Source organism: Loktanella sp. F6476L (genome assembly GCF_023015725.1).
Taxonomy (GTDB): Bacteria; Pseudomonadota; Alphaproteobacteria; order Rhodobacterales; family Rhodobacteraceae; genus Yoonia.
In genome coordinates this window covers 831,346-845,474 of sequence record NZ_JALKAR010000001.1, presented here as the reverse complement: position 1 = coordinate 845,474, position 14,129 = coordinate 831,346, and the positions used below count along the sequence as shown (strand labels likewise).

Below are 14,129 nucleotides of genomic sequence, written 5' to 3'. Positions count from 1 at the left end.
GAAGATTCGGCGCAGATAATTTTAGCTACACCCAGACGTCCCGCCACAAGTGTTGCACTTCATGCATGTCCCGTTGCGCACCAGCGTGTAGTTCCCGCATTCGCCGCAAGCCTCGCCTTCGTACCCCTGCATTTTTGCCTTGCTACGGGCGTCCATGCTGGTGGCGACAGCCACGGTTGATGTTTCCGTCACAACAGTCTCGACCGCTAGATCACCCTCACCAGCCGGGGCTTTCGCAGTTTCACCACCGCCGCCGTTCAGCACGATCAGCTCTTGTGGCATCCGCTTGCGCAGGTAACCTGTGGAAGAGATTTGTTTCAGCACCTCTAATGACTTGGACGCTGCTGCATCGGATGGCGCTGTGACGTTGGACACACCTTCTTGTTCGCCGCGACCGATATCATCGAAAGACGCACCTTCCGGTTTGACGTGGGCCAGATCGGTCCGGTCAAGGTAGGACACAGCCAGTTCGCGGAAGATATAGTCAAGGATCGACGTCGCATTCTTGATGCTGTCGTTGCCTTGAACCATGCCAGCTGGTTCGAACTTGGTGAATGTGAACGCGTCGACGAATTCTTCCAGCGGCACACCGTATTGCAGACCAACAGACACCGCGATTGCGAAGTTGTTCATCATGGCGCGGAAACCGGCACCTTCTTTGTGCATGTCGATGAAGATTTCACCAAGCTTGCCGCCCTCGTATTCGCCTGTCCGCAGGTACACCTTGTGACCACCAACGATGGCTTTTTGGGTGTAGCCTTTGCGGCGCTCCGGCATTTTGGTGCGTTCTTGCTCTTTGTAGATTTCCTTGATGATCACCTTTTCGACGATCTTCTCGGCGAGAACAGCGGCCTTTTCGTGCATGGAACCGCTTTCAAGCGTTTCCATCGCTTCATCGTCGTCTTCGACCAAGGCGGCTGCCAATGGCTGGGACAGTTTGGAACCATCACGGTACAGCGCATTCGCCTTCACACCCAGCGACCATGACAATTCATAGGCCTTCTGGCAGTCCTCGATTGTCGCATCGTTTGGCATGTTGATCGTCTTGGAAATCGCACCAGAGATGAACGATTGCGCTGCGGCCATCATGTGGATGTGGCTGTCGACAGACAGGTAACGCTTGCCCTTCTTGCCGCATGGGTTCGCACAATCAAACACATTGAGGTGCTTTTCCTCGAGGAACGGTGCGCCTTCCAGCGTCATTGTCCCGCAGACGTGATCGTTTGCGGCGTCAATTTCGGCCTTTGTGTAGCCCAAGTGGCGCAGCAAATCGAACGTTGGATCGTTCAGTTTCTCGGCTGGGATGCCGAGCGTTTTGGTGCAAAACTCTTCGCCCAAGGTCCACTGGTTAAACACAAAGCGGATGTCGAATGCGGCTTTCAGCGCGCCTTCCACTTTGTCGATCTCGGCTTGGCCGAAACCGTGACCAATCAAGGATGTGTGGTTGATTGCAGGCGCTTGGCCGATGGAACCGTGACCAACTGCGTACGCAATGATCTCTTCAATCTGGGCAGAGCCATAGCCGAGTGTATCCAACGCCGCAGGCACAGATTGGTTGATGATTTTGAAGTAACCACCGCCAGCCAGCTTTTTGAACTTCACCAGCGCGAAGTCAGGCTCGATACCAGTCGTGTCACAATCCATCACCAGACCAATCGTGCCGGTTGGCGCAATCACAGACACCTGTGCGTTGCGGTAACCGTGTTTTTCGCCCAACTTCAACGCTTCGTCCCATGCGCCTTCGGCCAGTTTGATCAAACGCTGATCAGGGCAGTTCGCCTGGTCCAAAGGCACAGGTTTCACGTCCAGCTTTTCGTAGCCGTCTGTATTGCCGTATGCGGCGTTGCGGTGGTTGCGGATAACTTTGAGCATGTGCGCTGCGTTCTTCGCATAACCCGGGAATGGCCCCTGCTCGCCCGCCATTTCAGCGGAAGTCGCATAAGACACACCCGTCATGATCGCAGTCAGCGCGGCACCCATAGAACGGCCTTCGTCACTGTCGTAACCGTAACCCATGTTCATCAGCAAACCGCCGATGTTGGCGTAGCCCAGACCCAACGTGCGGAAATCGTAAGACCGCTGCGCGATTTCCTTGGACGGGAACTGCGCCATCATCACAGAGATTTCCAGCGTCACAGTCCACAGACGCGTGGCGTGCATATAGTCTTCGACTTGGAACTCGCCGTTCTTATAGAATGTCAGCAGGTTCATAGACGCGAGGTTACAGGCCGTGTCATCAAGGAACATGTATTCGGAACACGGGTTGGACCCGCGAATTGCACCGTCTTCTGGGCATGTGTGCCATGCGTTCACGGTGTCGTGGTACTGGATGCCCGGATCGGCACAGGCCCATGCGGCGTGGCCGACTTGTTCCCACAGATCACGAGCGCGGATTGTGCGCTGCACTTCACCGTCACGGCGGTTGATCAGGTCCCAGTCGTCGTCATTTTCGACAGCTTTCAGGAACGCATCTGTAACACGGATAGAGTTGTTCGAGTTCTGGCCAGAGACGGAAGAATAAGCTTCGGAATCCCAGTCGGTGTCATAGGTCGGGAATTCAATCGACGTGTGACCCTGCTTTGCATAATCCAAAACGCGTTTGATATACGTCTCAGGGATCGCAACTTTTTTCGCTTCACGAACAGCTGTTTGCAAGCTCGAGTTCACCTTCGGATCGTAAGCATCCGCTTCCTTGCCGTCCCAGTCTTTGATCGCTTTGAAGATCGCGTTCAGGAACTTTTCGTGCATCTTGGATCCAGCAACGATGGACGCTACTTTCTGCTCTTCGATGACCTTCCAGTTGATGAAATCTTCGATATCTGGGTGGTCCGCATCTACAATCACCATCTTGGCAGCACGGCGTGTTGTGCCACCGGATTTAATCGCACCTGCAGCGCGATCGCCGATTTTCAGGAAACCCATCAGGCCGGACGATTTGCCGCCACCGGACAGGGCCTCACCTTCGCCGCGCAGCGAGGAAAAGTTGGTGCCTGTGCCGGAACCATACTTGAACAAACGCGCTTCACGCACCCAAAGGTCCATGATGCCGCCGTCGTTTACCAGATCGTCAGCAACAGACTGAATGAAGCAGGCGTGCGGCTGCGGGTGTTCGTACGAAGATGTGGACTTCGTCAGTTTGCCAGTCTTGTAGTCAACATAGTGGTGGCCTTGGGCCGGACCGTCGATCCCGTAGGCCCAATGCAGGCCTGTGTTGAACCATTGCGGGCTGTTTGGTGCGGCACGCTGTGTCGCCAACATGTAGCGCATTTCGTCAAAGTAGGCGCGGGCATCTTCTTCATTCGTGAAGTAGCCGCCTTTCCAGCCCCAGTACGCCCATGCGCCCGCGAGACGGTCGAAAACCTGTTTCGCAGATGTCTCACCGCCGAAAGTCGCATCTTTGGTCGGGACAGAGCGCCACAAGAACTCAGGAACACCCTTTTCTTTGACCTTCTTCATCTCTGAAGGAACGCCAGCCTTGCGGAAGTATTTCTGGGCGATGACGTCTGACGCGACTTGGGACCAGCCGTCAGGAATCTCGCAATTGTCCAACTTGAATACGATTGTGCCGTCCGGGTTGCGAATTTCGGACGTCGTCGTGTTAAATGCCAAAGCATCATATGCGTCTTGGCCGGCTTTGGTGAAATTGCGTTCGATTCTCATCGCGTCTGCCCCGTAATGTGCGCCGTCGTTGCGGCCTGTCCCTAGTCCCGAATCCAAAAAACCGGATCCGCATGTCTGCGTGCTTTGACGATGGTCCGAACGTTTCCAGTGGCGAAAACCTAAATTTTCAGCCTGAAAGTCCACAAATTGTATGAGCTTCTGCCCGTTCCCCATCCCCAACACCACATATTGTGTGGTCGTTAGCAACTCGCACAATCTGGCGCATCCCCCCCTTGGGGGTCAACGGATTTTTTACCACTATATGTAGATTAAAGCAGTTGACGACTGAGTTTGAAAAAGGGCGGGAAACACTTCCCCGATTCATCCTCAGAGTTCTCCACAGAAGGTTAACCGGACCTGTGGAAAAGACGAACCGAAGAAGTTTAATAAACTGGCTGACTTAGCCCCAAGGGTTCATCTTTTGCTTTAACGCCGGCGTCAGGCGATTCCGTGAGAATCGGTTCGGCACCCTTCGCGCACTACATTTGGTAGCTGTGCAGATTCGCCACGGCGCAACAAACAAAACAGGCGGTCCGCCACGAAGGCGACCGGCTCGTTTGTCACAATTTTTGTGAAGTGGTCGGGGCAGAGAGATTCGAACTCCCGACCCTCTGTTCCCAAAACAGATGCGCTACCAGGCTGCGCTATGCCCCGACTGAGGCTTGATTTAGAGGGTACGATCGGGATTGAAAACCCCTAAATTCTACAAAATGAAGATTTTTTATTTTGGGCAAGGTAACACGGAATCCGCGCCAAAAGACGGGTGCTGAATCATAGCCCCTTCTGTAATTCCCAACCGTGACGACAAGCCGCCATTGATCTCGAGCACGGCAAGAATCCCTTTACCGCCGTCGATCGTGGTTTCATCGCCGGGAATCGCATTCTCGTGGATATGGGACACCACGCCGGCAGGCGTGATGAACAACATATCCAGCGGAATCAGTGTGTTTCGCATCCAGAAAGTCGCATGACCGGGCTGATCATAAACAAAAAGCATGCCCCCAAGCGTTGGCATGCTTTGAACGAACATCAAACCTTGCGCGCGTTCCTGATCATCATCGGCAACATCAACCTTGAAGTTTGCCTGACCAAAATCGCCAACGACCCGCACTACGTCCTCAGAACAAGCCGCAGACGCAGCCCCTGCCCCAAAGCACACCAGCAGCAATCCTGCCGCACATCTTTTTATCAACTCACGTTGTCCCACGTCACCACATCAATCGCCATTCGCCCACGTTCACCATTGAACAAACGCACACCAATCGCTTCGCCGGCCTGCAAATTGGCCAAACCAGAGCGACGCAGCACATCTATGTGGACAAAGACATCTTCAGGGTCACGGAAGACATTTGCAAACCCAAATCCTTTGGCTTTGTCGAACCATTTCACCCGTGCAGGTTCAATCGTGACTTTCGCGATATCTTCGGGCGATAATTCTTCCATATCCCGTAGCGGGGGAATCGAATCTACGACGACGGCGATATCAACAACGCTGACGGCTTGCAGGCCACGATCTGTTTCCTGCACTTCAATTTCAATTTCGGCACCATCCGCGACAGAGCCTTGCCCAAAGTTGCGCAGCACATTTGCGTGCAACAGCACGTCCTTGCCGCCGTCTTCGGGCACGATAAAGCCAAAACCCTTGGTAGGGTCGAACCACTTCACATGGCCTTTGATAGTGTGGGTCGGAGTGGTCGATGACATTTGTATTACTCTTCGCGCCGAGCGACATTCGGCCGCTGATTAGATTAGGTATACATTAAACGATCAGAAAACAAACCGCCTGACAAGCGTTTACCGTTCACGCTTCGTGAAATTCATGGGTTCAAGCGCTGTATTTCCCACTGTTGACCTCGCGTTGGACGTGTCCACTGGAAACGATCATGCAATCTATAGGCCCCATCGGCCCAAAACTCTATCTCAAGCGGCGTGATCCGATAGCCGCCCCAATGCGGAGGCCGCGCTGGGTTCGTCCCTTTTTGCGCCGTGATTTTTGCAACCTCAGCCATCAATCTGCCGCGCGATGCCAAAGGCTGGGATTGTGCTGACGCCCAAGCCCCTAAACGGCTCTGAAGCGATCTGGACGCGTAATATGCATCCGAAATAGCAGCATCTTCGCGTTCAACCAAGCCGCGAACGCGCACTTGGCGACGTTGCGATTTTGAATGCAGGACAAAGGCGGCTTTGCCCGATGCTTCAATTTCTTGCCCCTTCTGACCTTCATAATTCGTGTAAAAAACAAAAGCGTCGGCGGTGATTTCTTTCAAAAGGACCATCCTAACGTTGGGTAATCCATCCGAATCAACCGTCGCCAAAGCAATTGCATTCGGATCGTTCACTTCGGTTTCAGCAGCATCATCCAGCCAGCGCTGCGCGATCACAAACGGATCGTCCCCCGCGAAAATTCCGTCCCTATCTGCCATACGTCCCGTCCTTCGTATCAGGTCCTATGTAATGAGTTAGGGCGTTCGCACCCATCTGACAATGTGCTTTAACTTGCTGCGCTCCTCCGCATCGCCTAAACCACAGGAGACATGGCACAAATAAATAAGGGGCAGCCACATGAAGTCTGAATTGATGAAGGGCAAACGCGGCCTGATAATGGGCTTGGCAAACGACAAGTCGATTGCTTGGGGCATTGCGAAGGCCTGCGCCGACGCAGGCGCCGAACTGGCGTTCTCTTATCAAGGTGACGCGCTTCTGAAACGTGTTGGCCCACTTGCTGCACAAACAGGATCCGACATCGTTCTGCCGTGTGACGTCAATGACGAAGCATCCATCGACGCTCTGTTCGCTGAACTCGAAAAGAAGTGGGGCAAGCTGGACTTCGTCGTTCACGCCATTGGCTTTTCTGACAAAGGCGAACTGCGTGGCCGCTATGTGGACACCAGCCGTCAGAACTTCCTGACATCCATGGACATCTCTGTTTATTCATTCACCGCCGTTGTGCAGCGCGCGGAAAAGATGATGAACGAAGGCGGGTCCTGCCTGACATTGTCCTACTACGGCGCAGAACGTGTGATGCCGCATTACAATGTCATGGGTCTGTGTAAAGCAGCGCTTGAAGCCTCCGTGCGTTATCTGGCTGAGGACCTCGGCAAAGACGGGATTCGCGTGAACGCGATTTCAGCAGGTCCGATCAAGACGCTGGCCGCATCCGGCATCGGCGATTTCCGCTACATCCTGAAATGGAACGAATATAACTCACCGTTGCGCCGCACGGTAACAATCGAAGATGTTGGCAAATCCGCGCTTTACCTGCTGTCGGACCTCGGGTCCGGCACAACGGGCGAAGTTCTGCACGTTGACGCAGGTTACCACGTTGTCGGTATGAAAGCCGTCGACGCGCCTGATATCACAAAAGAATAAACTGTTTCGGCGGCGCGCCCTGCGCCGCCACCGCAAACGACCACCCAAAGGAAGACACATGACCGACCGCCTGCCCCACGAAAAAGGATTCCACATCAGCTGGGACCAGATCCACCGCGATAGCCGTGCACTTGCATGGCGGCTTGACGGCAAAGGGCCAGACGACGGGGCATGGAAAGCAGTTGTGGCCATCACACGCGGCGGCATGGCCCCTGCGATGATCGTGGCACGCGAACTCGACATTCGGACTGTCGATACCATCTCTGTGGTTTCATATCATTCGGGTGGTGGCGCGGCTGACCAACGTCGCGAAGCAAAGGTGTTGAAATCACCGGACGACGAAATGATGGGCGACGGCACCGGTATTCTGATCGTCGACGATCTGGTGGATAGCGGAAAAACGCTCGAACTCGTCCGCACGTTGTACCCCAAAGCGCATTTCGCCACCGTCTACGCCAAACCCGAAGGTGAACCGCAAGTCGACACGTTCATCACAGGTGTTAGCCAAGACACATGGATTTTCTTCCCATGGGATATGGCGCTGCAATACGTCGAACCATATCGCGGCCAGGACTAAGCGTTCGCCCTTTGCAAACCGAGAGTTGCTTTATCGACGTTTGGACGGCCACCAATCTGGCTTTCGTCTGTCTTCGGCTCTCGGTTCTTCCGGCAATTCACAAAAGTAACGCGGCGCAGCCGCACATTTGGATCACACCATGAGCATTTCGCGGACCAACGCCACGTTTTCACCACCCGTGATGGAAGCCCGCCGTTGGCTCGACGGCGTGATCCATCCCGCAGACCGCCCCCTTTTGAACGTAAGCCAAGCTGCACCCGTCGATCCGCCACCTGCGCCTATGCGCGATGCGATGGCGGATATGATCCGCGACGACGCAGAAACCCACCTTTATGGGCCTGTTTTGGGCCTGCCAGACCTCCGTGCCGAAATCGCGACACGTTGGACGGCTGCATATGGTGGCGAAGTCCGCCCAGATCAGGTCGCGATTACCTCTGGCTGCAACCAAGCCTTCGCGGCCACAATTTCCGCGATCTGTACTGAAGGCGACGAGGTCATCATCCCCGTCCCGTATTACTTTAATCATCGCATGTGGCTGGACATGGCGGGCGTGAAAACCGTCCCGTTGACGGTTGGTGACGGGATGATCCCGGATGCAGATGCCGCCGACGCGCTCATCTCTGACAAAACCAGCGCAATTGCGCTGGTCAGCCCGAATAATCCTGCAGGCGTTGAATACCCCGCGGCCACCCTATCTGCCTTCCGCGATCTCGCGCGCCGCCGTGGCATAAAGCTGATCGTTGACGAAACCTACCGCAATTTTGACAGTCGGACCGGTGCGCCACATGATCTGTTCGTTGATCCGCAGTGGGACGATACGCTGATCCAACTGTATTCGTTTTCAAAGGCCTACCGGCTGACAGGCCACCGTGTTGGCGCGATGGTGGCAAGCACTTCCCTGCTCGCCGAAGCGGAAAAGTTCCTCGATACCGTCACGATCTGCCCAAACCAGCTCGGCCAACGTGCAGCCCTATGGGGGATGCACAATCTGGACGACTGGCTTGCAGGTGAACGGCTTGAAATCCTCGACCGCCGTGCCGCGATCGAAGAGAACTTCCCGCGGATCGCCGCCAAAGGATGGAAACTGCTCGGCTGTGGCGCCTATTTTGCCTACATGCAGCACCCATTTGATATGGCGTCCGACGTCCTTGCCCAGAAACTGGTGCAAGACGCAGGCATCCTCACGCTGCCCGGCACAATGTTCATGCCCGATGATGTCGCGGGCGGCGCACAGCAATTGCGGATCGCTTTTGCCAATATCGACCGCGCAGGTATCGCAGTTTTGTTCGATCGGCTCGAAAACCTGACCCTGTGACCTTGCAGACCGGTGGGCTGCGTCTTATTCATCGTCAACCAAGTTTGAGGGACCGATCCAATGGCCAAAAGTAAAGCAAAACAATCCGCCGCATGGGTGATCGTTGTCCTCTTGCTGATAGGCCTTTTAGGCTTTGGCGCGGGCGGTCTGTCCGGCACAATCCGCAGCATCGGCACCGTTGGCGACAAGTCCATTCCAGTGGTACAGTACCAACGCGCCCTGAACGAACAAATTCGGGCTTTCGAAGCACAAGTCGGCACCCCTGTCAGCTTTGTCCAAGCCCAAGCAATTGGCCTTGATCAACAGGTCCTGAACGGCGTGATTGCGGAACGGACGCTCGACAACGAGGCGGCTAAATTGGGCCTGTCCGTTGGTGACGAACGTGTTCGTGAAGAAGTCCTGCGCGTCCCCGGCTTCCGTGGTCTGGACGGTGGTTTTGATCGCGAAGCCTACCGCAGCAGCCTGCAACGCAATGGCATGACCGAAGCCGAATTCGAAACCAGCATCCGTGAAGAAGCTGCCCGCACATTGTTGCAAGGCGCAATCGTGGACGGCGTTGAGGCACCACAGGCCTATGCTGACACCCTCGCCCGCTATATCGGCGAACAACGTTCAATCACTTGGGCGACCCTGACGGCTGACGATCTGACACAGCCCGTTCCCGGCCCAACAGATGCTGACATCCAGACGTTTTACGACGAAAACCCTGATCAGTTTACAGCACCCGAAACCCGCGCCATCACCTACGCATGGCTGACACCGGATATGATCCAAGACGACGTGACTGTTGATGCGACAGCCGTGCGCCAGTTGTACGACGACCGGATCGCCCAATATGTGCGTCCAGAACGCCGTCTTGTTGAACGTCTGGTCTATCTTGACCAAACCGAAGCAGACGCCGCCATTGCTGCGATCACTGCAGAAGAAACTACTTTTGAAGACCTCGTTGCGGAACGTGGCTTGGCCCTGACCGATGTCGACATGGGCGACGTCGATGAAAACGATCTGGGTGCCGCAGGCGAAGCCGTATTTGCGACAAACCCCGGCGATATCGTGGGACCCTTTGAAACCGACTTTGGCCCTGCTCTGTTCCGGATGAATGCGGTGTTGGCCGCTGACGAAACAACCTTTGATGAAGCAGAACCGGAACTGCGCGCAGAGCTGGCCGCATCCCGTGCCCGCCGTGTCATCGACGATTCCCGCGAAGGCATCAACGACCTGCTGGCAGGTGGTGCACGTCTCGAAGATCTCGCAGACCAAACTGACCTGCGCATCGCAACCATCGACTGGTCCACTGAAAATCGCGACGACATTGCGGCATACGATTCGTTCCGGAATGCCGCAGCGACAGTCGCAGAAGGCGACTTCCCCGACCTGTTCGAACTCGAAGACGGCGGTATCTTCACGCTGCGTCTAGACGGGATCACGCCGCCTGCCCTGCGCCCGCTTGCCGACGTCAAAGACGCAGCTGCAGACGCATGGCAAGTCGCCCGTACCCAACAGGCCGTCCTCGAAGAAGCAGAAGCCGTCGCCGCTGAACTCACTGCCACAGCAGGTTTCGAAACTGTCGCATTGGTTGCCACATCCGAAGAAAACCTGACGCGCCGCAGCTTTGTCGAAGGCACACCACCGGGCTTTATCCAACGTGTGTTCGAAATGGAAACAGGTGAAGTGATAACAATCGACGCAGGCACATTTGCCGCCATCGTCCGGTTGGAAACGCAATCTGTGCCCGCCGCCGACGATGAAACGCTGACCGCTGATCGTGACGTGTTTGCCAATTCGGCATCTGCTGGCATCGCGCAGGACATCTTTGAAGTCTTCAACGCTGAAATCCAGCGTGACACAGATGTTGCGATCAATCCTGCTGCCGTCACGGCTGTTCACACATCATTCCAATAAGGCCTCAGGGCCACCCGTTTAAGACCCGATAGGACGATCATGGCCTTGCTTCCCGACTACACCGACTTTGCATCTGGCTATGAGGCCGGCAAAAATCAGGTCGTCTACACACGGCTCGCTGCAGATTTAGACACGCCTGTCTCGTTGATGCTGAAACTGAATGGCGCGGGCAAGAACGCGTTCATGTTGGAAAGCGTCACAGGCGGTGAAGTCCGTGGCCGTTATTCCATCATCGGTATGAATCCTGATCTGATCTGGGAATGTCGCGGCACATCAAGTCGCCTGAACCGCACCGCACGGTTTGACGAAGCCGCATTCACTGATTGCCCCGACGATCCTTTGACAGCGCTGCGTGGCATCATTGCCGAAAGCCGGATCGATTTGCCTGCTGACCTGCCCGGTGCTGCAGCTGGCCTGTTTGGCTTCTTGGGCTACGACATGATCCGGCTGATCGAACATCTGCCTGACGTCAATCCCGACCCCATCGGCTTGCCCGATGCCGTAATGATCCGTCCGTCCGTTGTGGCCGTGCTGGATGGTGTGAAGGGCGATGTGATCCTCGTGGCCCCTGCTTGGACAGACAGTGGGCTATCCGCTAAAGCCGCCTACGCGCAGGCCGCAGAACGCGTGATGGACGCAACCCGCGCGCTTGAACGCCCTGCCCCGGTTGATAGTCGCGCCTTGGCTAATCCTGATCCTATCGCGCCAGAACAATCCAATTTCAGCCACGACGCCTATCTTGAAGCCGTTGAGAAGGCGAAAGAATACATTCGCGCCGGTGACATCTTTCAGGTCGTGCCGTCCCAACGCTGGACACAAGATTTCCGCGAACCACCGTTTTCGCTGTACCGATCGCTACGCCGCACAAACCCGTCGCCGTACATGTTCTACTTCAACTTCGGCGGCTATCAGGTGATTGGAGCCTCGCCCGAAATCCTTGTGCAGGTGCTTGGCAAACAGGTCACAATCCGTCCGATAGCAGGCACGCGTCCGCGCGGTGCCACGCCCGAACAGGACAAAGCAAACGAAGCCGATCTAATGGCCGACAAAAAAGAGCTGGCAGAGCATCTGATGCTGCTTGATCTTGGACGGAACGACACGGGCAAAGTATCCAAAATCGGGACGGTACGACCGACCGAGAAATTCACAGTCGAATACTACAGCCACGTGATGCACATCGTGTCCAACGTGGTCGGTGAACTCGCCGATGATCAAGACGCGCTGTCGGCTTTCTTCGCAGGCATGCCCGCAGGTACAGTCTCCGGCGCGCCCAAGGTCCGTGCGATGGAAATCATCGACGAACTCGAACCTGAAAAGCGCGGCGTCTACGGTGGCGGTTGTGGCTATTTCAGCGCCAATGGCGACATGGACATGTGTATCGCGCTGCGCACTGCGGTCCTTCAGGACGAAAAGTTGTACATCCAAGCCGGCGGCGGCGTGGTCTATGACAGCGACCCTGAAGCCGAATATATGGAAACCGTCCACAAATCGAACGCGATCCGCAAAGCAGCTGCAGACGCGGCGATGTTCACAGGCTCAGGCAACAGCTAAACAAAAGGCGCCGCGCAATCTGATGCGCAGCGCCCAATTTCTTTCGGTCCTAAATACCTCCGCCGGAGGCATCCCGCACGATCAACGGGCGCAAACGCCTGCGTTTATTCCTCGTCCAGCAAAACCTGTGAAATCGGAACCATGGCGACTTGGCTTGCACGGTTTGCAGCCCCCCACTGGATCAACGCAGAAATCGTTTCACCACGGATCTGGCCAAGCAGAACCACGCCGCTTTCTTGACGAGCACGAAACGCAGCCTGATCTAGGAAACGACGGATAACACGGGCGTCTTGGCCCTCAGCGTCCAGATTGCGGTAGATGATACCTGTCGGCACGCCTTGTTCTTCAGCAGCGCGCAAGGCTGAATTCAGACCGCGTGACACCGTGACCAAGCCCCGTCCATCTTCCGTCAACGCCGAAATCGCCTGTGTGGTGACGTCCTGATCGGCCTGTAAACCAGCCTCGCCTGCATCAAGCACAGCGACCGTTTCAGGCAGTGTGGAAAACGCGGCTTCAAAGAAGATCGCGACATCCGAGGCCGTGGCGGACGCTGGCAAGGCCGCCAGAATACCGACTTCGATGCCAGCAGCGCGGTAGGCTTGCATGCGGTCGGTCGCATCTGGAACCGACGGGTTCAGCATAACAGTGACTGGAAAAGACACGCCCGCAACAGCAGACACCGCACCATCAGAGCTGCCGTCATCCATCAACACAACGGACACCTCAGGGCGGCCCCCTGTATCAGCGTGATCCGCGGCAAAGCGAACCAAAGCAGGCGTTCCTTCGGAGAATTCTTCTTCAGCGACGGTTTCGTCGTCCGTGACTGCGGTCTCGTCTTCTGCACCACCCGTCAGGCGGTTCACCCGTACGCCCGCAGTGCTTGTCGGCAGGCTTGACGCTGTTGCGTCATCTACGATGGCCACAACGACTGGTTCTTCATCTACGCTTTCAGTTGCGGGGGCAGTTTCAGCAACGGGATCGTCCGTCGGCACAACGCCATCCGGTGCTTCAGTTCCCGCAATAGCGGCCGTATCGCCCTGATCCGGTGCCTCCAAAGACGCTGGCTGATCAGGAACAGCAATCTCAGCATCATCAACTACGGCCACGGTCGGGCTTTCAGAGATCACAGTCGGCGCATCTTTTGCAACGGGGGCAGCATCGGCAATTTCTGGCGCTTCACCGGGCAATGGTGCCGCCGGGTTCGTATCCACATCAATCGGTGCTTCGGTTGCAGGCACCAATGGCACAATAGATTGCGGGTTCGGCAAGACAGGCGCTTCACCTGCGACAGTCACGTCCGCCGATGATGTTTCAGCAGGCGCGGCAATCTGGCCCGTGACGTCAATAGTTTGTGGCAGTGCAGCTGGCGCAGTTTCAGACAGGTCTGTCAAATCGTCACTGCCAACGTCCGGCGATTCAGTCTCAGGTGCCACAAGCGGCGAAGGTGCAACGGCTGGAGTCGCCGTCTCTGAATTGCTTTGCGTTTCAGGTGCGACCTGCGTTGCTGCCGTTTCATTTAACGCATCAGGTGCCGCGATCTGCGGTTCAGCAGGCGGATCGTTCCGTGCCGGTTGTTCGCCAACAAGCGACGCACCAGCGGCAGTGATACCGCCAAATACAAGACCCCAAAGTCCACCACTTAAAAATCCGCGCACGACGCGTTCTCCCACCTGCCCTAGTCACCCAACACGCTTCGCCTTGACGGCGCCCCACGTATCAGCCCATTTATATCGGGACTATACCGTCACCTCATGC

At 55.9% G+C, this 14,129-nt stretch carries 10 protein-coding genes and 1 tRNA gene; 5 read left to right on the top strand and 6 right to left on the bottom strand.

The annotated features are described in order from the left end of the window. Nucleotides 1-21: 21 nt before the first annotated feature. From MWU61_RS04245 to pdxH, 5 genes are all read right to left on the bottom strand, one after another. On the bottom strand, nt 22-3,660 hold the full coding sequence (locus tag MWU61_RS04245) for a vitamin B12-dependent ribonucleotide reductase (RefSeq protein WP_247127216.1): 3,639 nt from the start codon (nt 3,658-3,660) through the stop codon (nt 22-24). Between the two features lie 577 nt (nt 3,661-4,237). After that, nucleotides 4,238-4,314: transfer RNA gene (locus MWU61_RS04240), tRNA-Pro, on the bottom strand. Between the two features lie 67 nt (nt 4,315-4,381). Further along, entirely contained in the window at nt 4,382-4,852 is a 471-nt protein-coding gene (locus MWU61_RS04235) for a DUF192 domain-containing protein (protein WP_247126997.1), read from the bottom strand. Beyond that, nucleotides 4,849-5,364 carry a cold shock domain-containing protein gene (locus MWU61_RS04230; protein ID WP_247126996.1) on the bottom strand — a complete coding sequence of 172 codons (516 nt, stop codon included), beginning with the start codon at nt 5,362-5,364 and terminating at the stop codon, nt 4,849-4,851. The genes MWU61_RS04235 and MWU61_RS04230 overlap by 4 nt, the downstream gene beginning before the upstream one ends. 113 nt (nt 5,365-5,477) lie before the next feature. Next, nucleotides 5,478-6,083 carry a pyridoxamine 5'-phosphate oxidase gene (pdxH, locus tag MWU61_RS04225; protein WP_247126995.1) on the bottom strand — a complete coding sequence of 202 codons (606 nt, stop codon included), beginning with the start codon at nt 6,081-6,083 and terminating at the stop codon, nt 5,478-5,480. 139 nt (nt 6,084-6,222) lie between these two features. On the opposite strand from pdxH, the gene fabI reads away from it, so the two are divergent. The 5 genes from fabI to trpE all read left to right on the top strand — a co-directional run bounded on the left by fabI (nt 6,223) and on the right by trpE (nt 12,374). Then, a complete protein-coding gene (gene fabI, locus MWU61_RS04220) occupies nt 6,223-7,029 on the top strand; it encodes an enoyl-ACP reductase FabI (RefSeq protein ID WP_247126994.1) in 807 nt (268 codons plus the stop codon). Nucleotides 7,030-7,087: 58 nt separating this feature from the next. Then, nucleotides 7,088-7,606 carry a xanthine phosphoribosyltransferase gene (gpt, locus tag MWU61_RS04215; protein ID WP_247126993.1) on the top strand — a complete coding sequence of 173 codons (519 nt, stop codon included), beginning with the start codon at nt 7,088-7,090 and terminating at the stop codon, nt 7,604-7,606. Nucleotides 7,607-7,745: 139 nt separating this feature from the next. Next, nucleotides 7,746-8,921, top strand: a complete 1,176-nt coding sequence (locus tag MWU61_RS04210) for an aminotransferase (protein WP_247126992.1) — start codon at nt 7,746-7,748, stop codon at nt 8,919-8,921. Nucleotides 8,922-8,981: 60 nt separating this feature from the next. After that, entirely contained in the window at nt 8,982-10,823 is a 1,842-nt protein-coding gene (locus tag MWU61_RS04205; RefSeq protein ID WP_247126991.1) for a peptidylprolyl isomerase, read from the top strand. A gap of 39 nt (nt 10,824-10,862) precedes the next feature. Next, the gene (gene trpE, locus MWU61_RS04200; RefSeq protein WP_247126990.1) at nt 10,863-12,374 is read left to right on the top strand and encodes an anthranilate synthase component I; all 1,512 of its coding nucleotides are present in this window, start codon (nt 10,863-10,865) and stop codon (nt 12,372-12,374) included. A gap of 104 nt (nt 12,375-12,478) precedes the next feature. Here the strand turns inward: trpE and MWU61_RS19845 are convergent, their stop codons facing one another. Then, a complete protein-coding gene (locus MWU61_RS19845) occupies nt 12,479-14,029 on the bottom strand; it encodes a divergent polysaccharide deacetylase family protein (RefSeq protein ID WP_247126989.1) in 1,551 nt (516 codons plus the stop codon). Nucleotides 14,030-14,129: the final 100 nt, after the last annotated feature.